At 61.6% G+C, this 22,936-nt stretch carries 21 protein-coding genes; 2 read left to right on the top strand and 19 right to left on the bottom strand.

Going from position 1 to position 22,936, the window contains the following annotated elements; genetic code table 11:
- Positions 1–20: 20 nt before the first annotated feature.
- The 13 genes from ACMA5I_RS01710 to ACMA5I_RS01650 are packed head-to-tail and all read right to left on the bottom strand — an operon-like array spanning position 21 to position 14,874.
- Entirely contained in the window at positions 21–1,880 is a 1,860-nt protein-coding gene (locus ACMA5I_RS01710) for an FAD-dependent monooxygenase (RefSeq protein WP_525884492.1), read from the bottom strand.
- A 30-nt stretch (positions 1,881–1,910) separates the two neighbouring features.
- Positions 1,911–3,464: an acyl-CoA dehydrogenase family protein gene (locus tag ACMA5I_RS01705; RefSeq protein ID WP_525884491.1), complete on the bottom strand. Its 1,554-nt coding sequence runs from the start codon at positions 3,462–3,464 to the stop codon at positions 1,911–1,913.
- Between the two features lie 7 nt (positions 3,465–3,471).
- On the bottom strand, positions 3,472–5,115 hold the full coding sequence (locus tag ACMA5I_RS01700; protein WP_525884490.1) for a tannase/feruloyl esterase family alpha/beta hydrolase: 1,644 nt from the start codon (positions 5,113–5,115) through the stop codon (positions 3,472–3,474).
- Positions 5,116–5,119: 4 nt separating this feature from the next.
- Positions 5,120–6,073 carry an MBL fold metallo-hydrolase gene (locus ACMA5I_RS01695; RefSeq protein ID WP_525884489.1) on the bottom strand — a complete coding sequence of 318 codons (954 nt, stop codon included), beginning with the start codon at positions 6,071–6,073 and terminating at the stop codon, positions 5,120–5,122.
- An 11-nt stretch (positions 6,074–6,084) separates the two neighbouring features.
- Positions 6,085–7,053 carry an MBL fold metallo-hydrolase gene (locus ACMA5I_RS01690; protein WP_525884488.1) on the bottom strand — a complete coding sequence of 323 codons (969 nt, stop codon included), beginning with the start codon at positions 7,051–7,053 and terminating at the stop codon, positions 6,085–6,087.
- Between the two features lie 12 nt (positions 7,054–7,065).
- Positions 7,066–7,941, bottom strand: coding sequence for an amidohydrolase family protein (locus tag ACMA5I_RS01685; RefSeq protein WP_525884487.1), 876 nt, complete (start codon positions 7,939–7,941; stop codon positions 7,066–7,068).
- 11 nt (positions 7,942–7,952) lie between these two features.
- Entirely contained in the window at positions 7,953–9,791 is a 1,839-nt protein-coding gene (locus tag ACMA5I_RS01680; RefSeq protein WP_525884486.1) for an AMP-binding protein, read from the bottom strand.
- 22 nt (positions 9,792–9,813) lie between these two features.
- On the bottom strand, positions 9,814–10,578 hold the full coding sequence (locus ACMA5I_RS01675) for an enoyl-CoA hydratase/isomerase family protein (RefSeq protein ID WP_525884485.1): 765 nt from the start codon (positions 10,576–10,578) through the stop codon (positions 9,814–9,816).
- A 12-nt stretch (positions 10,579–10,590) separates the two neighbouring features.
- Positions 10,591–11,358: an SDR family NAD(P)-dependent oxidoreductase gene (locus ACMA5I_RS01670; RefSeq protein WP_525884484.1), complete on the bottom strand. Its 768-nt coding sequence runs from the start codon at positions 11,356–11,358 to the stop codon at positions 10,591–10,593.
- A 14-nt stretch (positions 11,359–11,372) separates the two neighbouring features.
- Entirely contained in the window at positions 11,373–12,653 is a 1,281-nt protein-coding gene (locus tag ACMA5I_RS01665; RefSeq protein WP_525884483.1) for a TRAP transporter large permease, read from the bottom strand.
- Complete coding sequence (locus ACMA5I_RS01660; protein ID WP_525884482.1) at positions 12,653–13,189, bottom strand: TRAP transporter small permease; 537 nt, start codon at positions 13,187–13,189, stop codon at positions 12,653–12,655. Before ACMA5I_RS01660 ends, ACMA5I_RS01665 begins: the two co-directional genes overlap by 1 nt.
- A gap of 59 nt (positions 13,190–13,248) precedes the next feature.
- Complete coding sequence (locus ACMA5I_RS01655; RefSeq protein WP_525884481.1) at positions 13,249–14,352, bottom strand: C4-dicarboxylate TRAP transporter substrate-binding protein; 1,104 nt, start codon at positions 14,350–14,352, stop codon at positions 13,249–13,251.
- Between the two features lie 48 nt (positions 14,353–14,400).
- Positions 14,401–14,874 (bottom strand): MarR family winged helix-turn-helix transcriptional regulator, encoded by a 474-nt coding sequence (locus ACMA5I_RS01650; protein WP_525884480.1) that lies wholly within the window; start codon positions 14,872–14,874, stop codon positions 14,401–14,403.
- A 332-nt stretch (positions 14,875–15,206) separates the two neighbouring features.
- Here ACMA5I_RS01650 and ACMA5I_RS01645 point away from each other — a divergent pair, with 332 nt between their 5' ends.
- Both ACMA5I_RS01645 and ACMA5I_RS01640 read left to right on the top strand, forming a co-directional pair.
- Complete coding sequence (locus ACMA5I_RS01645) at positions 15,207–16,133, top strand: MBL fold metallo-hydrolase (RefSeq protein ID WP_525884479.1); 927 nt, start codon at positions 15,207–15,209, stop codon at positions 16,131–16,133.
- 150 nt (positions 16,134–16,283) lie between these two features.
- Positions 16,284–16,676, top strand: a complete 393-nt coding sequence (locus ACMA5I_RS01640) for a DoxX family protein (protein ID WP_525884478.1) — start codon at positions 16,284–16,286, stop codon at positions 16,674–16,676.
- A 75-nt stretch (positions 16,677–16,751) separates the two neighbouring features.
- Here the strand turns inward: ACMA5I_RS01640 and ACMA5I_RS01635 are convergent, their stop codons facing one another.
- The 6 genes from ACMA5I_RS01635 to ACMA5I_RS01610 all read right to left on the bottom strand — a co-directional run bounded on the left by ACMA5I_RS01635 (position 16,752) and on the right by ACMA5I_RS01610 (position 22,806).
- Positions 16,752–17,807 carry a Gfo/Idh/MocA family protein gene (locus tag ACMA5I_RS01635; RefSeq protein WP_525884477.1) on the bottom strand — a complete coding sequence of 352 codons (1,056 nt, stop codon included), beginning with the start codon at positions 17,805–17,807 and terminating at the stop codon, positions 16,752–16,754.
- Entirely contained in the window at positions 17,807–18,592 is a 786-nt protein-coding gene (locus ACMA5I_RS01630) for a ThuA domain-containing protein (RefSeq protein ID WP_525884476.1), read from the bottom strand. The genes ACMA5I_RS01635 and ACMA5I_RS01630 overlap by 1 nt, the downstream gene beginning before the upstream one ends.
- A 65-nt stretch (positions 18,593–18,657) precedes the next feature.
- A complete protein-coding gene (locus ACMA5I_RS01625) occupies positions 18,658–19,665 on the bottom strand; it encodes an ABC transporter ATP-binding protein (protein ID WP_525884475.1) in 1,008 nt (335 codons plus the stop codon).
- Between the two features lie 4 nt (positions 19,666–19,669).
- Positions 19,670–20,503 (bottom strand): carbohydrate ABC transporter permease, encoded by an 834-nt coding sequence (locus ACMA5I_RS01620; RefSeq protein ID WP_525884474.1) that lies wholly within the window; start codon positions 20,501–20,503, stop codon positions 19,670–19,672.
- Positions 20,500–21,459 (bottom strand): carbohydrate ABC transporter permease, encoded by a 960-nt coding sequence (locus tag ACMA5I_RS01615; RefSeq protein WP_525884473.1) that lies wholly within the window; start codon positions 21,457–21,459, stop codon positions 20,500–20,502. Before ACMA5I_RS01615 ends, ACMA5I_RS01620 begins: the two co-directional genes overlap by 4 nt.
- Positions 21,460–21,540: 81 nt before the next feature.
- On the bottom strand, positions 21,541–22,806 hold the full coding sequence (locus ACMA5I_RS01610) for an ABC transporter substrate-binding protein (RefSeq protein WP_525884472.1): 1,266 nt from the start codon (positions 22,804–22,806) through the stop codon (positions 21,541–21,543).
- Positions 22,807–22,936: the final 130 nt, after the last annotated feature.

The raw sequence follows: 22,936 nt of genomic DNA, 5'->3' as shown, positions 1-22,936 counted from the left end.
AACCCCGAGGGCGACTGTTCCTAGCGGTCCGACAGCGCAATCATGAAGCGGGCGAAGAAGGCCTCCAGCGCATCCGTGTCCTCAAGGGGCAAAACCGCGGCGATATAGTGGTCGGGCCGGACCACGATGAGCGCGCCGGTTTCCCGGTCGATTCCCCGCAGATCGAAGATATCGGGGCCGTGTTTGAGGTCAGGGCAGAAGATTTTCTCGTAATCGGTGAGGCCCAACGCGCCCTTGGTGGGTTTCAGGAGCTGCGGCATCTGGTCGAGCGCCAGCGCGCGGTGGCTTTTCTGGAAGACCGCGCGGGTGTCGACCACCGCGTCCCGGTCCGCATCATTCGGCGTATAGCGGGGGAGCAGCCCCGTTTCCAGCGCCGAGCAAAGCTGCGCGACCGCACCGCCCGTTTGCCCGTCATCGCCCTTCGGCGCAAAGGCGACGAGCCGCCAGCGACCGTCCGCATTGAAGGCGTGACCAAGCTCCTGCCGCTTCGCATCCGCCAGCCGGATCACCGGCGCGGAGTGAAACCGCATCCCGACCTTGAGACCCTTGGCACGGTCCTGATGCGTGTCCTCGGCGACGATCAGGCCCGGATCATATTTCGCCTCAACCCCCGCCGTGTAGCGGCCATGTTTCTGGAAATATTGCTGGAATTTCTCGTTCGAGCCTTCCCCGGTGGCGCTGAACAGCTTCGCCATGTCACGGTCGAAATCAATCAGTTCCTGCGCCTTGGCGCGGCGCTCTTCGGAATAAGTGTCGAGCAGTTTCGGGTCCGCCTGCCCGCGCAGCACGGCGGCGAGCTTCCAGCCCAGATTGAACGTATCGGCCATGGAGACATTCATGCCCTGCCCCGCCTTCGGGCTATGGGTGTGACACGCGTCGCCGGCGATGAAAATACGCGGCTGGCGATCACGCGGGCCGTCGCCGAGATCATCGAAACTGTCGCAGACCCGCTGGCCGATCTCATAAGCCGAACACCACGCGACCTCTTTCACCTCGAAACTGTAAGGCGCGAGGACCTTTTGCACCCGCTCGGTCAGGGTCTCGGCAGTGACATTGCGGTCCGCCGCGCGCTCGTCGCCTTTTAGCTCATCCAGTTCCACATAGAGCCGCACCAGCGCCCCGCCTTCACGCGGGATGATCAGCACGCTGCCATGCTCGCCCGACTGGATCGCCGCTTTCAGGCGAATATCGGGAAAATTCGTGACGGGCAGCACATCCATCACGCCCCAAAGCTGGCGCGCCGCCTCGCCCTTGAGGCTATAGCCGAGCGATTTGCGCACAGCGCTCCGCGCGCCATCGCAGCCGACGACATATTTCGCATGGACGGTCTCGGTCTTTCCATCCTTGCCCTCCAGCGTCGCCGTCACCGGATAATCGCCCTCGCCGCGCGTCAATTCGGTGAGATCGAGATCATAATCCGGCATCAGGCGACGCGGCGATTTCGCCATGTAATCAAGGTAAAAATCATGCACCCGCGCTTGGCTGAGGATGATATGCGGCATCTCCGAGAGATCATCCTCGACATCCTGAATCCGGTCCGACCGGGTGATGCGGCCATCGCCCGACGGCTTCCAAAACGTCGTTTCATTGACCCAATAGCCCTCCTTCTTGACCAGATGCGCGAAGTCGAAGGCCTCGAACATCTCCATCGAACGGCAGGCGATCCCGTCCGCCTGCCCCATCTCCAGCGGGCCGGATTTTCGCTCGACAATGCGGGTGGTGATCTCGGGGAAACTCGCAAGCTGCGCCGCAAGGGTGAGCCCCGCCGGGCCGCAGCCAACGATCAGCACATCGACTTTATCGGTCGTTTTCCCCGCGTCCGGAGCGGGGGGTTTGAGATGCGGGTCGCCCGCGTGAAAGCCATCATAATGATATTGCATAGTATCCTCCCTGCCGCGCGATGCGGCGTCTTAATCTTTGAGCAGACGGGCCAGAAGCCGGTCGCAATCCTCGGCGCGCTCGGTGCCCTTGGCGGCCTCCGCCATGCGCAGCCAAATAGCGGCGAGAAAGAGCCGCGCAGAAGCTTCCGCGAAGCTATGGGCCAGTTCGGCGGGGCGCTCATGCGCTTCCACCTCGGCCCGCAAGCCGCGCCATGTGTCGAGTTTGGTTGCAATTTCAGGGGTCTCCCCGCCCAGATCCGCCACGAGCGCCGCGAAATCATCCGCGCCTTTGCCGCCGTCCAGCTTCAATCCACGGGTCGCGAGGGTCAGCGCATGGATGCCGTTCGCACCCTCATAGATCGACGTGATCCGCGCATCGCGCCAGACTTGGGACAGCCCATATTCTTCGAGATAACCATAGCCGCCAAGGACTTGCATCCCGAGATCCGCCGCCTTGATCCCTGCATCCGAGCCGAAATATTTGCAAAGCGACGTCAGGAATTCGACCAGCGCGGGCTGTTCGCCCCGCTCCAACGCCACCAGCGCGATATGGCACATGGCCCGCGCGCCTTGCGCGAGGATCTGCTGCTCATCGAGCATCCGCTGCACGTCGGGATGATCGGCAAGGACCGCCGGGCTGCCATCCGCCTTGCGCCCCTGTTTGCGCTCGGCCGCATAGGTTTTCGCAATATCATGGGCGCGTGCAGCATGCGCAACGCCCTGAAGCGCCACGTCGAGCCGGGCGTGGTTCATCATGGTAAACATCGCGGCGAGCCCGCCGCCTTCCTCGCCCATCAACTCCGCGGTCGCGCCTTCAAAAGCAAGCTGGCAGGTTGGCGAGGCGTGGAGCCCCATTTTCTCCTCGATCCGGGTCACGGAGACGCCGTTGCGCACGCCGTCGACCTCCGAAGGACAGACAAACAGCGACAGGCCCTTCACCCCATCTGCCTTGTCGCCGGTGCGGGCGAGGACGAGATGCAGGATCCCGTCCGACATGTCCTGATCGCCGCCGGAGATGAAAATCTTCTCCCCCGTCAGCGCCCAGCCATCGTCGGTTTGCTCGGCCTTGGTGCGGATGGTGCTGAGATCGGAGCCCGCTTGCGGCTCGGTCAGGCACATGGTCGAGAGCCATTCGCCGGAGGCGAGCTTCGGGATATAGGCCGCCTGCTGATCCTCGCTGCCGTAGTTGAGCAGGGTCGAGACCGCACCCGGCACAAGGCCTGTCACCATTTGCAACGCATGGTTCGCGCCGGAGAAAATTTCCGAAATGGCGGCGGCGGTGAGGTGGTCCATATCCTGCCCGCCAAAACGCTCCGGCGCGGTGAGACCTTGCCAGCCGCTTTCCGCAAGCTCTTGATAAGCTGTGCCAAACCCGTCCGGCATCCGCACCCGGCCATTCTCCAGACGGCAGCCCTCGCGGTCGCCCACCTCATTCAAGGGGGCCAGCGCCCCTTCGGCGAAACTGGCGAAATGCGACGTGATTTCCTGCGAGAGATCCGCGTCCCAATCGGGCAGATCCCCGGCCCCCGCAATCTCGCGGAGGCTGAAGAAAATATCGTCAACGGGGGCTTTGAACGGCGTCATATCGTCCTCACTCGCATTGGAAACTGTCGGCGGAGAGCGGATCGCCCGCCTGATACTTCGCGACTTGCGGCGACGAGCAGAGCGGGCGTTCGGCGCCCACGAGATCCGCCGGAAGCTCGTCATTGTCCGCCCGCGCCGTCGCGGTCGCGACCTCCGCCGGGGTGCCGTCCTCGACCCAAGCGACCAGCGGGGTCAGCAAGTCGAAGAGGTCAAGCGCCGGTCCACCATCGCAATGGTTCATCCCCGGCACCGGGAAAAACCGCGCGAAATTCGCCGCTTGCCCCTCATTGTTGAGGTTGAGCGCCTCATACCAGTCGGCGGTGTCGTTGACCGAGAACACGCCGTCCGACACGCCATGATAGACGATCATCTTGCCGCCCGCGTCGCGGAACTCCGCCAGCACCGGATTGTCCGACCCCGGCGGCGTCATCACCTCCATCGCGGACTCGGGGAATGCTTCGCTTGTGGCGGTGATCTGCTCTGCTTCGGCCTCAATGTCGAAGTTCAGCAGGAAGTCGAGCATCGCCTCGGGGGTGCCCTCCACCTCGGTCGGCGGGACGGTGAAGACCTGCGCCAGCGAAGACGCGCCTTGCGTTGCGATGATCGGCAGATTGTCCCAAGGGGCGACCGGGCTTTCGATCTTCCAGCTCCGCCAATCGCTGCCCTCGATGCCCGGATCCCAAGCCCAATCATTGTAAATCTCGCTGCCGCTCGCGTCTTTCGGGCCTTCGTGAAGAGCCTGAAGCGCCGCGATTTTCTCCTCGGGCAGACACATATTACTCTCGCTCTCACCGCAGGTCAGCGCGGTGATGTCGAACTGCATCTGGCAGCCTTGCCAGTCCGACACGAGGCCATCATCGAGACCGTCGAGCGCGTCACAGCGGCCCCGGATCGCGTCCGCAACGAGGCTCAATTCCTCCTGCGTAAACGCTGTGCGCAGATCGCCGGTCAGCGGCGCAAGGGTCTGCACATCATGGGCGTGCTGGACGGCGGCGCGCGGCAGGTTGAAGCCGGGCGCGCCGATCAGAAGGCCGTCAAACGCGTCCGGCAGGCGCGCGGCGGCGACCATCCCGTGCCGCCCGCCATTCGAGCAGCCGATGCCGTAAGTATAAGAAATCGGCTTCTCATAATAAGCCTCGACCATCTGGACCGCGACTGGCTGAAGCACCTCAACGGCCTTGTAACCATACATCTGCCGCGCCTCGAAATCGAACCCGAACGCCGCGCCACTGGCGAGCCCGCGATCCTCAAAATTCGCGCTATCGTGGCCCGCATCGCTGGAAATCACCGCAAATCCGCGCTCCAAGGCCGAGGTTTCGCCCGTCCCGGCCGCACGGCCGCCGGTGGCCGGAACCACGCGGCCATCATTGCCGCCGTTGAATTGATGCGCGAAATTGCCGTTCCACTCCTCGGGCAACGCCAGCTCAAACGAGAGCGCATAATCGCGGCCATCCGTCCCGGTCCGCTCGGCCATACGCCCGCGGATCTGGCATTGCGGGACGGGGCTTTCTTCGCCTGCGGGAACGGCGGTCACTTCCGTGAAGGTCACACCCTCAAGCCCTATGGCTTCGGGGGTGAGCCCGTCGCAGTCGAGGGCGAAAACGGGCGTGGCGACGGCCAGAACGGCGGTGCTGTAAAGAATGGCTTTCATGATCTTACTCTCCTGCTTTGCGCATGGATGTGCCACTGTCTGACAGCACAAATTGCATGAGGTCCTCGCCCACCACGAGCGGGCCGTCATAGGTTTCGCGTGTGCGGCGGACCAATTCCTCAACCGGCGGGTTGCCCATCATCACCATGTGAGAGTAAACCGCGAAATCCGGGTCTGCCTCGGTGAAAACACGCCCTACATCCTCAGGGCTGGTGTGATGGGCAAGGACGGGCGCAGTCGAAGGATGCTCCATCTGCTTTTCCGTCGCCATGCCGACCTCATGGATCACCAGATCTGTGTCGCGACCAAATTCGATGATGTTCGGCTCAAAGGTGGTATCGCCGCTGAACAGAACCGATTTGTCTTTATAATCGACGCGGTAGCCCACCGAATGCGTGATATTGTCGCCGTGATGGACCGGGAACACCGTCACCTTCACGCCGTTCTGGTCGAAAACCACGCCTTCCTCGGCTTCATGCGCCTCGATCTGGGTCGCCGCTTCCGGCACGTTCGAGTCAAGAATGCGAGTTTCGATATCCCATTGATGTGTCATCAGAAGACCATCCGCGATCTGCTGCGTACCAATCGGACCGTATAGCTGGAACGGCTCGGTCCGTCCGCCGATATAGGGCACTGTGATATAGCCCGTCATGAACACATCGGCGAGGCCGCTCACATGGTCCGAATGGAAATGCGTGAGGAAGGTCGCGTCGATCTGTCCAACCGTCAGCCCTGCCTCGCGAATGCGTAGAGTTGCACCACGTCCGGCGTCGATCAGCAGGTTCAGCCCGCCCGCCTGCACCAGATTGGCGGCGCTGTAGCGGTTCGAATTCAGAGCTGGTGTACCTGTCCCAAGCAACGTGACGACCATGTCGTCCGGGCCGGGTTCGTTCTGTGCGAGTGCCGGTGTCGCCAGCGCCGCAACGGCAAACCCAATGAGCAAAGTGGTATTTTTCATGTCATCCTCCCTCACTGACCGGCCGAAAGCATCGATAGACCGCCATCGGAGATCACGAATTGCATCATGTCCTCACCAATCACGAGCGGGCCGTCATAGGTTTCACGGGTTTTGGTGATCACCTCGGAGATCGGCGCGCCGCCAAGCAGCACCATGTGATTGTAGACGGCCATCTGCGGCGCAGCCGCTGCAAAGATCCGGCCCACATCAACTGGGTCCGTATGATGCGCCATGATCTTCTGGATCGCCTCGCGCTCCATCAGTTCCGCTGTTGCCATGCCGTTTTCATGAACCAGGAGATCTACGCCCTCGCTGGCGGTGACGATGTTCTCGTCATAGGTGGTGTCGCCGCTGAAGACGACCGAATGACCATTGTAATCCACGCGGTAGCCTACAGAGCTGGTGATGTTCTCGCCGTGATTGACCGGGAACATCGTGACCTGCACGCCGTTCTCATCGAAGATCACGCCCTCTTCGGCCTCATGGACATTCGCTTCGGGCGCGGCTTCAGGAACACCTTCATCAATGATCCGGGTCTCGGCGTCCCAGCGATGCGCGGATTTGATCCCGTCCATCAGCTCCTGCGTGCCAGTCGGGCCGTAAAGCTCGAAGGGCTCGGTGCGGCCCTTGAGCGTCGCGCCGACGATATAGCCGGTGGTGTAGATATCGGCGAGGCCGTTGACGTGGTCCGAATGGAGATGCGTCAGGAACACCGCATCCATCGTGCCGGGCGTCTCGCCAAGCTGTTGCAGACGGATGCTCGCGCCGCGCCCGGCGTCAAAGAGCAGGTTCAGCCCGCCCGCCTGCACCAGATTGGCCGCGCCGAACCGCATGAGGTTCAGCGTCGGCGTTCCGGTGCCCAGCAGGGTGACGCGCATGTCTTCGGAGACCTCAGCAGGTGGCGCGGCCTCCTCTTGCGCGGCGAGCGGCGTGGCGGCGAGAGCCATGGCAAGGGCGGTGAGAGTGTGTTTGATGGTCATGTCACGTCTCCCTCATTTTCTCACGCCCAAAAGGCGCATGGCGTTTTCCTTCAAAATCAGCGGGCGCACCTCGTCGCGGAATTCGGCCTTGTCGAAGGCGTCGAGCCATTTTTCCGGCGCGATCATCGGCCAGTCGGAGCCGAAGAGCATTTTCTTCTTCAGCATCGTGTTGGCGTATTGGACGAGAATTTTCGGGAAATATTTCGGCGACCAGCCGGAGAGGTCTATATAGACATTCGGCTTGTGCTGCGCGACAGCGAGCGCCTCTTCCTGCCACGGAAAGGACGGATGCGCCGCGATGATGTTCATGTCGGGGAAATCCACCGCCACATCGTCGAGATACATCGGATTGGAGAATTTCAGCCGCATCCCGTTGCCCGAGCGCATCCCCGAGCCGACGCCGGTTTGGCCGGTGTGAAAGAGCGCCACGCAGCCATGTTCGGCCAGCACCTCGTAGAACGGATACGCCATGCGGTCATTCGGGTAAAAGCCCTGCATGGTCGGGTGGAATTTGAACCCTTTCACCCCATGCTCCTCGATGAGCCGCCGCGCTTCGCGGACCGCCATTTTGCCCTTCCATGGGTCGATCGAGGCGAAAGGAATGAGCACGTCGTCATTCTCCTTCACCAGCTCCAACACCTCGTCGTTGGAGTAGCGTCGGTAGCCGGTCTCGCGCTCCGCATCGACCGGAAAGATCACGGCGGCGATGTTCATCTCGCGGTAATGGGCGGCGGTTTGCGGGATCGTCGGCGGATGCTGCCACGGCGCGCCGAAATAGCTCGCCATGGTGCTCTGCAGATCGTCATAGCCATCATCGGCATGACAGCCGCAGGGCTCCTCCGCATGGGTATGGATATCAATCGCGCGAACTTTGGAAAAATCAACCATATCAGCCTCCTTCAGACGCGGATCAGCGCCGGGTCTTCGTTGTCATAGAGCCGCTCCAGCAGGTCAGCCCGGCGGTTCAGGATCTTGTTGATGTTGAGCGAGCCCTTGTCGGTGATCTCCTGCCCTTCGACCGAGGGCGGCTCGGCAAGGATCAGCGCACGGGTGATGCGTTTGGCCGAACCGGTGACGCCCGCGTTCATCTCGCGTAGCTCGGCCTCGACCTTGGCCATCAGATGACCATCCGTGACCGCGCCCTCTGTGGTGTCGGTCTCGTCGTAGCTGCCGGGGATGGGGAAGACGAAGAGCCCCACCTCGCCCCGGTCATGGCCGCAGATCACGACGTCCTGTGCGAGGCCCTTGAGTTCTTTCAGCGCGCTCATCCGCAGATTGCCCGCCTGCACCCACGTGCCTGTGTTCAATTTGAAATCTTCCGAGACACGGCCATCGAAGACCAGCCCCTTCGACGGGTCCGCCTCATCGACAAAACGCACGGCGTCGCCGGTGATGAAATAGCCCTCCTCGTCAAAGGCGGCGGCGGTTTTGGTGTCGTCCTCGAAATAGCCGGGTGTGACATTCGGCCCCTTCACCCGGATCTCGCAGCGCATGTCCTCATCGGGGATCAGCTTCAGCTCGATCCCCGGCAACGGCACGCCGATCACGCCGGAGCGGCCAATCGGCTCATGCACCATCACCACGGCGGGCGCGGTTTCTGTGAGGCCCCAGCTTGAGGCCATCATCGGCAGTCCGCCGCCTTCCTCCATGCAGAACTGTTCCAGCTTGTCCCACACATCCTGCGGGAGCGAGGCGCCCGCGTAGAAAATCAGGTCGATCTCGCTGAAAAACGCCTTGCGCGCTTCGGGGTCTTTCTCCGCCGCATCGACCAGCATGGCAAAGCCAACCGGCACGTTGAAGGCGAGGCTGGAGGGCCGCATCAGGCGATTTTCGAGCGTGCGCGCGAAGCCCTTCCCGGTCGGTTTGCCGCCATCGACATTAAGCTGCCCGCCGCTGGAGAGCATCATGTTCACGTTGTGACTGCCGCCGAACACGTGGTTCCAGGGCAGCCAGTCGGTGATTTGCTGGCGTCGGGTGGAGAGGTAGGGCATCACGGCGGCCATCTGCGCCTGGTTGACGCACATCATCCGCTGGGTGGTCAGCACGCCTTTGGGTTCACTCGACGAGCCGGAGGTGAAGAGGATTTTGGCGAGCGTGTCCGGGCCGACCTCGGCATGGGCCTGATCGACGGCGTCATCCGGGGTCGCGTCGAGCAAGTCCGCAAAGTGGATCACATTCCGCGGCGCGCCCTCGGTGGCTGAGGCGATCACTTCGATGCCGTTCATCTCATCGAGCGCAATCGCTTTGCCGTAACGGGCCGCGTCATCGACGAAAGCGAGTTTCGGCTTCAGCTTGCCCAGCACATAGATCAGCCGGGGATGCGCCTCTTCGATCAGCGAATATTGCTCGGCGAGCGAGGACACCGGCATCCCGACATATTGCGCAGCGAGCGAGAGGATCAGGTGATCGACCCCATTGGCCGACAGGATCGCGATCCGGTCACCGGGCGCATAGCCGCGCTCTAAGAGACCCGCCGCAACGGCGCGGACCTTGGCGAGCAAATCAGCATAGGTAATGTCCCGCCACCCGTCGCCGTCCCGCTCCGCCAGCGCCACATTATCCGGCGTTTTCTCCGCCCAGTCATGCAGCCAAACGCCGGTGTTTTTGACATGCGGCTCCATTTCATAAGCGGAGCGCAGCAGGATGGTGCCGTCGTCCCGATCCTCGCGGATAACCTTATGCGGCACATATTCCGTCTTGGTGTTCTCACGGGCCCATGTGGTGTGATCTTGGCTCATCGCTTTCCTCCCAAAGCTGATGTCAGCGGAACACCGGCATGCGTTTTTCGAGGAAAGCGTTCAGTCCCTCCTCCGCATCCGGTGTGGTTTGCACGAGCGCGGCGGCGAGGCTCTCGGTGAAGAGGCCATCGGCGCGCGACATGTCATTGATGCGGGTCAGCGCCTGCACCATGAAATAGTTGGACATGGGGGCGTTTTCGGCGATTTTCTCGGCCAGCTCGCGAGCCTTGCCGAGCGCTTCACCTTCCCCAACGACGTAATGGGCGAGGCCGAGGGTCAGCCCCTCCTCCGCGCCATATTTGCGGCCCGTCAGCATCATCTCGACCATCCGGTCCGGCCCAAGGATGCGGCCCACGCGGACCGTCGCGCCGCCGCCGACAAAGATGCCGCGCCGTCCTTCGGGAAGCTGGAACATGACCGAAGGCTCGGCGATACGCACATGGGTGGCGGTCGCGAGTTCCAACCCGCCGCCGATCACCGCGCCGGTCATGGCGCTCACCGTGACTTTGCCGCCAAACTGGATCATGTCCATGACCCGATGCCAGTTGCGGGAGTGATGCACCCCTTCTTCGGCGGAGCGGTGGACATGCTCAGAGAGATCAAGCCCCGAGCAATAATGCCCGCCGCGCCCATGCAGGATCACGACGCGAACCTCAGCGGGAAGCCCGGCATAAAACGCTTCGATCTCCGCCATCAGCCCGTCGGACATGGCGTTGCGCTTGTCCTCCCGGATCAGCTCCAGCTCGGCGATGCGGCCCTCGATCTTGCCTTCGGTATAGGTGCCCATGTCTTGTTCTCCTTATTTCGGGGCCAGCCGTACGGCGCTGTCGATACGGATGACTTCGCCGTTCAGGATGGGGTTTTCGACGATCTGCTGGACGAGCATGGCGAACTCTTCGGGCTTGCCCATGCGGGACGGGAAGGGAAGCCCCGCCTCCAGCGATTGTTTGACATCTGCGGGCAAGCCGCTGCTCATCGCGGTCTCGAAAAGACCGGGCGCGATGGTCAAGACGCGGATGCCGAAACGTGCCAACTCGCGCGCGGCCGGCAGGGTCAGCGAGACGATGCCGCCTTTCGAGGCCGCATAGGCCGCCTGCCCGATCTGCCCGTCCTGATAGGCGACGGAGGCGGTGTTGATGATGACACCGCGCGCGCCGTCTTCATCGAGCGGGTCCAGCTTGGCGATCTCGCGCGCCGCGACGCTCAGGACGGTGAAACTGCCGAGCAGATTGACCTGAAGGGTCTTCGCAAAGGCGTCGATGGTCAGGCTTCCGTCGCGCGGCAGGATGCGCGCCGCCGTACCGATCCCGGCGCAGTTTACGATGATCCGGGGGGCGCTGCCGAGCACGTCCGCAACTTTCGCGAACGCCGCCTCAACCGCGCCTTGATCCGACACATCCGCCGCCACGGCGATCCCGCCAATCTCATCGGCGACGGCGCGCGCGGCCTCTTCGCTGCGATCCAGCACGGCGACCTTGGCCCCTTGCGCGGCGAGCGTGCGGGCCGTTGCGGCCCCAAGGCCGCTCCCGCCGCCGGTCACCAATGCGATTTGATCCGCAATTTTCATGGCAATCTCCTTGTTCAAAACAGCCCGAGAATCACGAGCATCAGCGCGACCAGCGCGAAATCGGCGATGAGGAAGGGGATGATCCCCGCGAAAATCTGCTCCAGCCGGACATAGTCCCGCGCGACCGAGTGGATGACGAAGACATTGAGCCCGACGGGCGGCGTGATCATCCCGATCTCCAGCAGCTTGGCGACGAGGACCCCGAACCAGACCATGTCGATCCCCTGCACGCCAACGAGCGGCAGAAAGAGCGGCAACGTCAGCAGGAGCGCGCCAATCGGTTCCAGAAACATGCCAAGGACGATGTAGATCAGCGCGATCACGAGCAGCAGGGCGAAGGCCCCGAGGCCGAGCGTGTCCACAAAGCCGCCGATCTGCATCGAGAGGCCCGACATGGCGACAAGGCGCGTGAAAAGGTTCGCTCCGATGGCGATGATGAAGAGCGAGCCGGAAGCCAGCAGCGTGTCCACAAGGCTTTCGCGGAAACCGTCCCAGCCGAGCGAGCGGCGAACGATGCCGATCACGAGAGCGACGAAGGCCCCGAAAGCGCCCGCTTCGGTGGCGGTGAAAAAGCCGGTGAAGAGGCCGCCGAACACCGCGACGATGAGGATCAGGACGGGCCAGATCTCCAGCGTCTTTTTCCAGCGGTCACCCATGGAGTGCGTCTCGGCGCGCGGGAGGCGCTCTGGGTTACGCCACCAGACGAAGAGGACGGCGAGGACGTAGAAGAGCAGCGAGGCGAGCCCGACGACGAGACCGCCGAGGAACAGCGCGTTGATCGAGGTTTCCGCCTGAATGCCGAAGAGAATGAGGATGATGGAGGGCGGGATGAGCGCGCCGATGGTGCCGCCCGCAGCAACGGAGCCGGTGGCGATGCGCAAGTCATAACCCGCGCGGTCCATCTCCGGCACGGCGATCCGGCCGATGGCGGCAGAGCAGGCGACCGAGGAGCCGGAGACCGCCGCGAAGCCGCTGGCCCCAGCCAGTGAGGCGATGGCGAGCCCGCCCGGCATCCAGCCCCACCAGACCCGCGCCGCCTCAAACAACCCGCGCGTCAGGCCGGAATGGTAGGCGATATAGCCCATGAGCAGAAACATTGGGATCGAGCTGAGCGTCCAACTCGCCGAGGTGGTGTAGGGGATGTTGGAGATCATGCTCATCGCCGGGCGGATGCCCGCGACCGCCCAGATGCCGACGAAAGAGACGGCGATCAGGCTGAAGGCAATCGGCACACGCAGGGCGATGAGGAACAGAAGCGCGGCGAGGGAGAGAAGGCCAATCGTGAGCGGATCCATTAGGCGGCCCCCTCATGGCTTTCGACCTGCTCCAGCGGGTCGTGGTCGGTGTCGGTAAAGGTGCCGGTGACGACTTCGATCAGCCGGATCACGATGACGACCAGCCCGAGCGCGAAGGAAAACGGCAGGATCCAGAAGCTCGGCCAAGTCGGGAAACGCACGGTGCCCGCTTCGATATAAGCGCCGGTCGCGGTCTTGCGCAGGGCTTCCTGGAACGAGCCATAGAGCATCAGCGAAAGGACCGCCGCGGCGATGGCAAAGCCGAGGAAGAACAGCACCATCTTGGCGCGCTCCGGCAGGGCGTCGGTGAAGATGGTGGCCTCGATATGGCGGCGCTCCAGCTCCGTCACCGCGAGCGGCAGGAAGCTGACCGCGACCATGTAATATTTACCGACGAGATCCGCCGTGGCCGGGAAACCTGCGCCCAGAAAGCTGCGCATGAACACATCGACGACGACCTGAAGCATCATCAACATCAGTACCAGGCCGCCAAGGGCCAGACTGAGCCGGGCAATAAGGGACTTGAGCTGCGCCATGGCAACCTCACTTTGGTTTGGGCTGGGAAGCGCCCTGCGCGCGGCAGGGCGCGGGCAGCTTACATGCCGTAGCTGTTGAAATCGATCTCGGACCAGATCTCTTCCTCGCGGATGCGGGCGACCTCTTCATAGGGCGTCTCGGCGTTGACCAGACCCTCCCATTTCTCGATCAGGGCCGCGTAACGGTCGATCTTGGTCTGCGCATCGGTCACGCCGCGTTCCTCAAGGATTGCCGCCGCACCGGCTAGGCGCTCTTCGTTGAAGGTTTCGATGGCGGAAGTGAGGTCTTCGGCGGGGGTGATGAAATTCATCCCCTCCATCGCCCGCGCTTCCTCGACCTGCTCATTGAAGCCGACAAGCCCCTTGGCCACACCATATTGCGCGGCGACGACCAGCGCCTTGCGCTCCTCGGCGCTCATCCGGTCCCAGAGCATCTTGCCTGCCGCGACGGTCGCGCCGGTAAAGTTGCCCTCGTCGATCTCGGTGACATTGCCGACCACATCGCCGAGACGGTTGGCGATGATCTCATGGGCGCTGCTGACCGTGCCGTCGATGACGCCCTGGCTTAGTCCCTCGAAAAGCTCGCTGGAGGACATCTGCACCGGTTCACCGCCGAGCGATTCAACAAGCGACGCATAGAAGGGCGATCCGGTCCGCAGTTTCATGCCCTGCATATCGGAGAGGCTCTCCACCGGCTCGGTCGACAGGATCTGGTAAAGCGGGGTCGCATCAGACGCGAGATAGACCTGACCGTTCTTGCTGAACTCGGCAAGGCACGGCTCGCAGGTCGCGATATATTCGGTCACGGCGGATGAAATGACGTTGTTGTTCGAGCCGAGCATGGACAGCTCCGCCACCAGCCCCGCCTCGGGATATTCGGCGACGAAATAGGGCATCAGCAAGGTGCCCATTTCCGTCACACCATCGCGGAGCGCGTTCGACATTTCATTCGGCGCAACGAGACCCGAGGGCGTGTCCTGCCCGTCCCAATTGCCATCCGTCAGCTCGCCCAGCTTTTCGAAGGTGACAGGAAACACTTCGGTCGCCAGCACATGGGCCGGGCCGAAACCGCTGGTGGCGCGGATCGTGTCGGCCTGCGCGGTGAGCGCGGTGGTGGTCAGCAATGCGGTGAGGGCCAGCGCCCCGTTCAGTTTGGTTGTCATTCTTTTCCTCCCAGAAAATGCCGCCTTTTCGCGGTCGTTCGTTGAAATCTATTTCGCCCCGGTCTGGAGCTTGTCGAGCAAGGCGATAAGTTGTGCCTGCTCGTCCACGGTCAGCCCGCCCGCAACCGCCTCTTCGGCGGCGCGCACATCCTTGGCCGCCTTGTCGCGCAGCCGCCGCCCCTTGAGCGTGGCCTTCAGCGCATAACGGCGACGATCCCGCTGCACCTTGGTGCGGGTGATGAGTTCCAGCGTTTCCAGATGGTCAATGATGACCACGAGGTTGGGCCGCTCCATCTGCAAGAGATCGGCAAGCTGCGACTGCACGATGCCGGGATTGTCCACGATGATCGACAGGCAGGAAAAGGACACGACCCGCAGGTTATAGGCGGCCAGCACCTGATGCGCGGCCGACTGAACCGGCAGATAGGCGCGGCGCAGACGGTAGCCGATCAACTCGCCCAGCACGTTCTCGCGGAATGGCGGTGCGTCGGTATCGATGGCTTCAGGCTTCTGCTCTGTCATCACGAATCTCCCTAACTTTGATCAAGCGTGTCAGCGGATTTGGATTCGGTCAATAATAATTATGATTCATATCTATTTTAGGAATGGAGCGATTGCTGTTGAAAATTCTGACGCTAGGTCAAAAATCTCGCAATCATTTGTTTACATGGTTTTTCTTGGACTTATATGCCGACGATGCACTCCGGCGAAAATCCGCCTCACGTAATAATATTTCTCGAAAATCGAGTGATTTTTGCCGCGTAGTGGCGCGCGTTAAAGCACCGAGCATCGCATGAATATATGTCTTTTAAGATATTTTGCGAAACGATTTGGGCGATGCGCATCTGTCGGATATGCTGACCCTTCATATTCGGGAGGACATCATGAATACGCTCACCACCCTCACCGTCAGCGCCCTGCTCATGGCGAGCGCCGCGCAGGCGGATACCCGCGTCATCATGCTCGGCACCGGCACACCTGTGCCGAATGCAGAGCGCGCGGGCGCAGGTCTCGCAGTCATCTATAATGGCGAGGCGTATCTGTTCGACGCGGGCCACGGCATGGTTCAGCGCGCGATCGAGGCCTATCAGACCATGGATGCGCCGGAACTCTATCCGCCCGCGATCAAGAATATCTTCATCACCCATCTGCATAGCGATCACACGATGGATTACTCCGAACTCGCGGCGACCTATTGGTGGCGGCGCGAGGAGGGGTTGAACGCTTACGGCCCGGCAGGTCTGCAAGCGATGACCGATGGCTATTACGCCATGCAGGATGTCGATATCTCGCTGCGCACCGGGGGCAATCAACCCGTGCGCGACCCGGAGATGTATAAGGTGAATGTCACCGAGATCGACGGCGAGGGCGTGGTTTTCGAGGATAACGACGTGACCGTGGAGGCGTTTGACGTGCCCCATGGCGATATTGACCCGGCATATGGCTACAAGATCACCACGCCTGACAAGACCATCGTGGTCTCCGGCGACACCGCCTTTAGCGAGAACCTGATCGAAAAGGCGCAAGGGGTCGATGTGCTGGTCCATGAGGTGATCAGCGAGGAAGGGTGGAGCGCGCTCGATGAGGGCTGGCAGGAATATCACCACACCTCGCACACGCTGACGAGCGAGGTCGCCGAGATTGCCAACCAGACACAGCCGGGCCTATTGGTGCTGAGCCATGTGCTGCATTACGGCGCGCCCATCGAGACGGCGTTGAGCGAGGTGCAGGCTGCCTATGACGGTGAGGTTGTGCTGGCCGAGGATCTTGACGAATTCTGATCGCCACTGCATCAGAAGTTACATCTGCAACCAATTGTCTCTGATCTGGAAACACAGTAGACACCGAATGTTAAGAGATTCCGTGTTTCGTCATCTGAAACAGGCCCTACACTCGCCGCTTCAATGAGTTCCCTTTTGAAAGGACTACGGATGACGTTTCTGGAACCTTACACGCCGCAGCTCCGTTCTGTGCTGCGGATCATGTCGGGCCTGCTGATCCTTCAGTATGGCACGACGAAAGTTCTCAATTTCCCGGTGAGCGGCATGAGCGAAGTGCCTCTGACCGCCCTGCCCGGCATTGCGGGGATTTTCGAGCTGGTCTGCGGCGCGCTGCTGGTGATCGGCCTTTTCTCCCGCGTCGCGGCGTTTCTGCTCAGCGGCCTGATGGCGGTGGCCTATTTCTACGCCCATGCGGGCCAGGGCTTCTTCCCGGTGCTGAATGGCGGCACGCTGGCGGCAACTTTCTGCTTCGTGTTCCTCTACCTCTCCGCCGCAGGCCCCGGCCCGTGGTCGGTGGATGCCAAGCGCAGCACCGCAGAGTAATTGGCGTTCAGATGCGCCTGTCCCGCGCATCTTTGTAACGAGTAGAAAAATGGCGCCCCGAGAGGCGCCATTTTTTTAAACGGTGAGGCTGAGGCCCTGCTGCGCGGCCGATTCTTCGGCCTTGTCGAGCAGGCGCTGCAAGGATGCGCCGCGGGCGAAATCGGGATCCGCCTCGCCCTCACCGCGGATCGCCGCGATAAAGCGATCATAGATGAGCGGCACCGGCGGGCAGTCGATCTCCTGCCATTTGGCGGTTTGCAGATCCGGCTCAAGACAGGCGCGCAGACGGCTCACCTGGTTCTCAAAGCTGACCTCAAGGCCGCCCTTTTCGCCATAAAGACGCAAGCGCAGATCGTTGAGGTGACCCGAGGCGAAGCGCGTCGCGCCGACCGTGCCGAGCCCGCCGCCTTCCAGCACCACCTGCATGGTCGCGGAATCGTTGGCGTCGAGCGTGTAATCGTCGATCTTCCCGCCCGGCGCTTTATCGAAGGTGGTCAGACGACAGGAAACCTCCCGCGCATCTTCCCCCGCGATGAAGGTCGCAAAGTCGAGAATGTGAATGCCGACATCGCCCAAAACGCCCTTGGACCCGTGCTGGGTGGAGAGCCGCCAGAGCCATTGGCTCTCGGTTTTCCAGTCGCCCCAAGCCGGCTGGGTGAGCCAGCTTTGCAGATAGGACGCCTCGAAATGCCGGACCGCGCCGATCTTGCCCGCCCGCACCATTTTCGCCGCTTCCTGAAGCGCCGCGACATTGCGATAGGACAGGTTGACCATATTGACCACACCGGCTTCCGACGCCGCCCGCGCCATCTCCTCGGCGTGATCGGCATTGGTCGCCAGCGGCTTTTCGCACAGGATATGCTTGCCCGCCTTCAGGATCGGCATGGTCGTCGGGTAATGCGCCGCGTCAGGCGTCACATTTGTCACCGCATCGAAGTCGCCCCATTCCAGCGCTTCATCAAGCGAGGTGAAGCGGTTCTCGATGTGATGCGCGTCGCAAAAGGCGGCAAGCTGCGGCGCGCGCGTATCGACGCCCGCCACCAGCTCGACGCCGGGGATCGCGGCAAAGCCTTTGGCATGGGTCTGCGCCATGCCGCCGGTGCCGAGGATGAGGATGCGAACCGGCTTCATTACCGATAACCCTCTTCGCCGTCCTGATGAAGACGCGGGCCGCGCTCTTCGATCTTTTCCGGCGCTTCATTCACCGGGACATTCGGCGCGTCGGTGGAATCCAGCAGACGCGCCGCCGGATTATACGCCCATTTCGCCGCGTTCAGCAGAACCCGCTGGACGTTTTCGTCATGATAGGTCGGGTAGGTCTCATGGCCGGGGCGGAAATAGAACACATTGCCCGCACCGCGCTTATAGGTCAGACCCGAGCGGAACACTTCGCCGCCCTGGAACCAGCTCACAAAGACGGTTTCCAGCGGCTCAGGCACACCGAAGGGCTCGCCATACATTTCCTCATATTCCAGCTCGAAACTGTCGCCGAGACCGGCGGCAATCGGGTGGTTGCGCGAGGTCAGCCAGAGACGTTCCCGCTCGCCCGCCTCACGCCAGGTGAGGTTGCAGGGGGTGCCCATCAGGCGTTTGAACGGTTTGGAGAAGTGGGCGGAGTGCAAAAACACCATCCCCATGCCGCTCCACACGGCTTCGCACACGCGCTCGCACACCTCGTCGGACACATCGCCATGCGCCTTGTGACCCCACCAGAAGAGGACATCGGTTTCGGCCAGTCGCTCGGCGGTCAGGCCATGCTCGGGCTCTTGCAGGGTCGCGGTGGTGGCCTCGATGCCGTCATCGGCATTCAGCGCGTCGGCGATGATCCCATGAATCCCATTGGGATAATTGTCGGCAACGATCTTGTTTTCCTGCTCGTGGACATTCTCGTTCCACACAGTGACACGAATAGTCATAGCGTTCTCTCAATATGAACCCGCAGGACAGAGCCTGCGGGCATTTTCAGGGGTTTCGTAGTGGGTTAACGGATCGGCTTTTCGTCCGCATCGAACCGATGCAGCTGCCCCTCGACCGGGCGCAGCGACACCTTGCTGCCGTATTCAATGGCCAGCTTTCCGGGCTGACGCACCACGACAGGCTCCTCTGCGCCGATCTCGACGAAAAGGAAATTGTCGGAGCCGAGGTCTTCCGCATGGACGACCTCACCTTCCCATTCGCCCGTGCCATCGGTGACGATCTCGATATGCTCGGGACGGACGCCAAGGGTGACACAGCCTTTCTCCTCGGCGAAACGGCCGGTGAGGAAGTTCATCTTGGGGCTGCCGATAAAGCCAGCCACAAAGACGGAATTGGGCGAGTCGTAGAGCTCGGCCGGGGTGCCGACCTGCTCCAGACGGCCATCGCGCAGCACCGCGATGCGGTCCGCCAGCGTCATCGCCTCGACCTGATCGTGAGTCACGTAGATCATGGTCACGTCCTCCATCGAGTGATGGAGCTTGGCGATTTCGAGACGTGTCGCCACACGCAGCGCCGCATCGAGGTTGGAGAGCGGCTCGTCGAAGAGGAACACGCGCGGGTCGCGGACAATCGCGCGGCCAATGGCCACACGCTGACGTTGACCGCCCGAAAGCTGGCGCGGCAGACGGTCGAGCAGATGGTCGATCTGCAACAGCTTCGCCGCATCGCGAACGCGCTTGTCCATCGTCGCCTTGTCGGATTTCGCGAGCTTCATCCCGAAGGCCATGTTGTCATAGACCTTCATATGCGGATAGAGCGCGTAGCTCTGGAACACCATGGCGATACCACGATCCGAGGGCACGAGGTCGTTGACCCGCTCGCCGTCGAACATCATGTCGCCCGAGGTGATTTCCTCCAGCCCCGAGATCAGACGGAGCAGGGTGGATTTGCCGCAGCCCGACGGGCCAACGAACACCATGAACTCGCCCTTTTTGATTTCGAGGTCGATCCCATGGATCACTTTCACCGCGCCGTAGGATTTGGTGACGTTTTTCAGTTCAATCTTGGCCATGTCTTTAGCCTTTCACACCGCCAGCGGTCAGGCCCGCCACGATCTTACGTTGGAAAATGAGGACGAGGATGATCAGAGGCACGGTCACAATGACCGAGGCCGCCATGATCGGACCCCACGGAATTTCTTGCGTCGAGGCACCCGAGAGGAGCGCAATCGCGACAGGCACGGTCCGCTGTGTCTCCGAGCTGGTAAAGGTCAGCGCGAAGAGGAACTCGTTCCACGCCCCGATGAAGGCCAGAAGGCCCGTCGTGACCAGTGCGGGCCACAGGAGCGGCAGAAACACCTTGGTGATGATATTCCACGGGGTCGCCCCGTCCACGATAGCGGCCTCTTCGATCTCCACAGGCAGATCGCGCATGAAGGTCGTCAGCACCCAAACCGTAAAGGGCAGCGTGAAGATCGTGTAGGACAGGATCATCGCCCAGGGGGTGTTGAAGATGCCAAGGAAGCGAACCAGCTCGAAGAGGCCCGCCAGCACCGCGATCTGCGGGAACATGGAGACGGCCAGAATGGTCATTAGCAAGAGCCCGCGTCCGCGAAACTTCACCCGCGCCAGCGCATAGGACGCGGTGACAGCGAGAAAGAGCGCGAAGGCCACGGTAAGCCCGGCAATAAAGACCGAGTTGACGATAGAGCGCGGGAAGTTGCTGCTCCCCAGCACAAATTTATAGTTCGCCAGATCAAAGACTTTTGGGAAGTAGTTGACCTGAAAGAGCGCCGTGCCGGTCGCGAAACTGGTCACGATGGCGTAGTAGAACGGGAACACCGCAAAGACGACGATCGCGAGCACCAGCGCATAAAACGCGATGTTTTTGACGAGTTTATTCTTCATCATTGGCGGTCTCCCGCAAGATCCACGCGACCCAACCAGATATAGAGGCTGACGAAAATCGCGATGATGGCGAAGAGCAGGGTCGATTGCGCGGCCCCATAGGCGAATTTGTCGAAGTCGATCATGTTCTCACGGCTGATCACCGACATGGTTTTCGTCGCCGATGAGTTGGGCGTGAGGACGTAGACGAGATCAAAGATGCGCAGGGCGTCCAGCATCCGGAAGATCACCGCGACCATGACGGCCGGTTTGATCATCGGAAGCGTCACCTTGAAGAACACTTTGACCGGGTGGATCCCGTCGATCTTGGCCGCTTCATACATATCGCGCGGCACCATCTGGAGGCCCGCGAGGATGAGAAGCGCCATGAAAGGCGTGGTTTTCCAGATATCTACGATCAGGATGGCGGTCATCGCCGTATCGACATTGGCCGTCCATGCAATTTTTTGATCGATCAAACCAAGGCTGAGCAGAATGTCGTTGATGATGCCGAACTGGTCGTTGAGCATCCAACCCCACATTTTCGCCGACACAATGGTCGGGATCGCCCAGGGGATGAGGATCGCGGCGCGCACGAAGCTGCGGCCTTTGAACTCCGCATTCATCACCAGCGCGACGATGAGGCCGAACATGGTCTCAAACAGCACGGAGACGACCGAGAAGCGGACCGTGTTCCACACGGCGTTCCACCAGTCGGGGTCGACCAGCGTGCCGCGATAAATGGTGCGGCCAGAAGACAGCTCGCGGACTTGGAGATAATTGTCGAAGCCGATGAATTCGGAGTCGTACAGATTGGAGAGTGTCGCATCGGTCAGAGAGAACCAGATGGTCCGCATCAGCGGCCATGCAGCGACAAGAAAGAGAGCGACAAGCATGGGCGCGAGGAACCAGAAAGCGGCTCTTTGCCTGCGCTGCTTGAGGCTAGGACCGGTCGCGCGGCCCAGCGTTTGATCAGTCATGGGAATGTATCCTCGTCATGGGCCATGGGGCCGATGGGGAGCGGGCGGGATCGCCCACTCCGGAGGTCGCGTCAGGTCAGCTTACCACTCGCCGCCTTTGAGGTCTTCGAGATCCAGTTCGAGGATTTCGAGATTCTCGGCAGCGGTGCCGGTGCCGGACAGGGTCTCATGCACAGCGGACCAGAAGAGCGAGGACACCTCGTTATATTTGTTCTGTGCCGGCGCGGAGGGACGCGGCACGGCTTGCGAAACCACTTCTTCCCAGTTCGGAACGATCGGCACCGCCTCGGCGATCTCTTCGTCCTGATAAAGCTCCGGCAGAGTCGGCAGATGCGAGTCGCGGATGGAGGACTCTTTCTGCCCGTCCAGGCTGGCCAGATACATCGCAAGGCTGATCGCCGCTTCCTGGTTCTCGGAATATTTGGACACAGCCACATTCCAGCCGCCCAAAGTCGCGGCGGAGCCATCACCGCCCGAAGGCAGCGGCGCCACGTCAAACACGCCTTTCACCGCGCTGTCATCCCCTTGGGAGAGCGAATAGGCATAGGGCCAGTTGCGCATGAAGACGGCATTGCCGGTCTGCCAGACGCCGCGGGCTTCTTCTTCCTGATAGGACAGAACGCCGCGCGGGCTGATCGTGCCAACCCAGCCAGCCGCCATTTCGAGCGCGGCCACGGCCTGCTCATTGTTCACGGTGATGTTGCCATCCGGGTCGATGATCTGCCCGCCGCCATAGGATTTGATCCATTCCAGAGCGTTACAGGTCAGGCCCTCATAGGCGTTGCCCTGCCAGACATAACCCCAGATATCCTCATTGCCTTCGGCGCGCTCGGCATCCTGAATTTCCTGCGCGGTCGCGGTCAGCTCTTCCCAGGTGGTCGGAACTTCCTTGCCGTGCTTTTCCAGCAGGTCGGTGCGGTAATAGAGGGCGGGCGCGTCGGTGTAGAGCGGCAGGGCGACCAGCTTGCCATCCACCGTCTGGCTCTCAATGACCGACGGGATGTGCTGGGCCGCCAGCTCTGCGGCCGGCTCGGACAGATCGACAAAGTGATCGGCAAGCTGCGGCGCCCAGATCACGTCGGTCTGATAAAGGTCAATGTCGCTCGTTCCGGCGGCCAGCCAAAGGCGGTATTGGCCGAACTGGTCGGAGCTCGATGCGGGCATCGGGACCATTTTCACGGTGTGGCCCGTCTCTTCTTCCCAAGGCTTCACGATTTCCTTGAAGCTCTCAACGGCGTTGCCCACAACGCCGCTCACATAGGAAAGCTCAACCGCAAAGGCGGCGCTCCCGCTGACAGCCGCAATCGCAGCCGCCGAAATACCAGATCTCAAAAGGGTCTTAATCATCTTTTCCTCCCATTATGGCCGCCTCTTGCAACGACCTTTTTTCAACATTTCGGCTCAAAGCGCTTTAGCGCCTTATTCTGTTATGCCGAAACGTTTCGGAAAAACTAGCGCAATTAACCATGATCAGTCA

The sequence above is a fragment of the Jujubicoccus corallicola genome (assembly GCF_047345645.1).
Lineage (GTDB): Bacteria > Pseudomonadota > Alphaproteobacteria > Rhodobacterales > Rhodobacteraceae > JBLEFH01.
This window is presented reverse-complemented; position numbering and strand designations above follow the sequence as displayed.

What these genes read in the sequence shown, in the direction of transcription:
- ACMA5I_RS01710 (WP_525884492.1), bottom strand. Translation starts at nt 1,880, where the DNA reads ATGCAATATCATTATGATGGCTTTCACGCGGGCGACCCGCATCTCAAA.
- ACMA5I_RS01670 (WP_525884484.1), bottom strand. Translation starts at nt 11,358, where the DNA reads ATGAAAATTGCGGATCAAATCGCATTGGTGACCGGCGGCGGGAGCGGC.
- ACMA5I_RS01640 (WP_525884478.1), top strand. Translation starts at nt 16,284, where the DNA reads ATGACGTTTCTGGAACCTTACACGCCGCAGCTCCGTTCTGTGCTGCGG.
- ACMA5I_RS01610 (WP_525884472.1), bottom strand. Translation starts at nt 22,806, where the DNA reads ATGATTAAGACCCTTTTGAGATCTGGTATTTCGGCGGCTGCGATTGCG.
- ACMA5I_RS01615 (WP_525884473.1), bottom strand. Translation starts at nt 21,459, where the DNA reads ATGACTGATCAAACGCTGGGCCGCGCGACCGGTCCTAGCCTCAAGCAG.
- ACMA5I_RS01635 (WP_525884477.1), bottom strand. Translation starts at nt 17,807, where the DNA reads ATGAAGCCGGTTCGCATCCTCATCCTCGGCACCGGCGGCATGGCGCAG.
- ACMA5I_RS01630 (WP_525884476.1), bottom strand. Translation starts at nt 18,592, where the DNA reads ATGACTATTCGTGTCACTGTGTGGAACGAGAATGTCCACGAGCAGGAA.
- ACMA5I_RS01645 (WP_525884479.1), top strand. Translation starts at nt 15,207, where the DNA reads ATGCTGACCCTTCATATTCGGGAGGACATCATGAATACGCTCACCACC.
- ACMA5I_RS01705 (WP_525884491.1), bottom strand. Translation starts at nt 3,464, where the DNA reads ATGACGCCGTTCAAAGCCCCCGTTGACGATATTTTCTTCAGCCTCCGC.
- ACMA5I_RS01695 (WP_525884489.1), bottom strand. Translation starts at nt 6,073, where the DNA reads ATGAAAAATACCACTTTGCTCATTGGGTTTGCCGTTGCGGCGCTGGCG.
- ACMA5I_RS01620 (WP_525884474.1), bottom strand. Translation starts at nt 20,503, where the DNA reads ATGATGAAGAATAAACTCGTCAAAAACATCGCGTTTTATGCGCTGGTG.
- ACMA5I_RS01660 (WP_525884482.1), bottom strand. Translation starts at nt 13,189, where the DNA reads ATGGCGCAGCTCAAGTCCCTTATTGCCCGGCTCAGTCTGGCCCTTGGC.
- ACMA5I_RS01655 (WP_525884481.1), bottom strand. Translation starts at nt 14,352, where the DNA reads ATGACAACCAAACTGAACGGGGCGCTGGCCCTCACCGCATTGCTGACC.
- ACMA5I_RS01650 (WP_525884480.1), bottom strand. Translation starts at nt 14,874, where the DNA reads ATGACAGAGCAGAAGCCTGAAGCCATCGATACCGACGCACCGCCATTC.
- ACMA5I_RS01665 (WP_525884483.1), bottom strand. Translation starts at nt 12,653, where the DNA reads ATGGATCCGCTCACGATTGGCCTTCTCTCCCTCGCCGCGCTTCTGTTC.
- ACMA5I_RS01675 (WP_525884485.1), bottom strand. Translation starts at nt 10,578, where the DNA reads ATGGGCACCTATACCGAAGGCAAGATCGAGGGCCGCATCGCCGAGCTG.
- ACMA5I_RS01680 (WP_525884486.1), bottom strand. Translation starts at nt 9,791, where the DNA reads ATGAGCCAAGATCACACCACATGGGCCCGTGAGAACACCAAGACGGAA.
- ACMA5I_RS01685 (WP_525884487.1), bottom strand. Translation starts at nt 7,941, where the DNA reads ATGGTTGATTTTTCCAAAGTTCGCGCGATTGATATCCATACCCATGCG.
- ACMA5I_RS01625 (WP_525884475.1), bottom strand. Translation starts at nt 19,665, where the DNA reads ATGGCCAAGATTGAACTGAAAAACGTCACCAAATCCTACGGCGCGGTG.
- ACMA5I_RS01700 (WP_525884490.1), bottom strand. Translation starts at nt 5,115, where the DNA reads ATGAAAGCCATTCTTTACAGCACCGCCGTTCTGGCCGTCGCCACGCCC.
- ACMA5I_RS01690 (WP_525884488.1), bottom strand. Translation starts at nt 7,053, where the DNA reads ATGACCATCAAACACACTCTCACCGCCCTTGCCATGGCTCTCGCCGCC.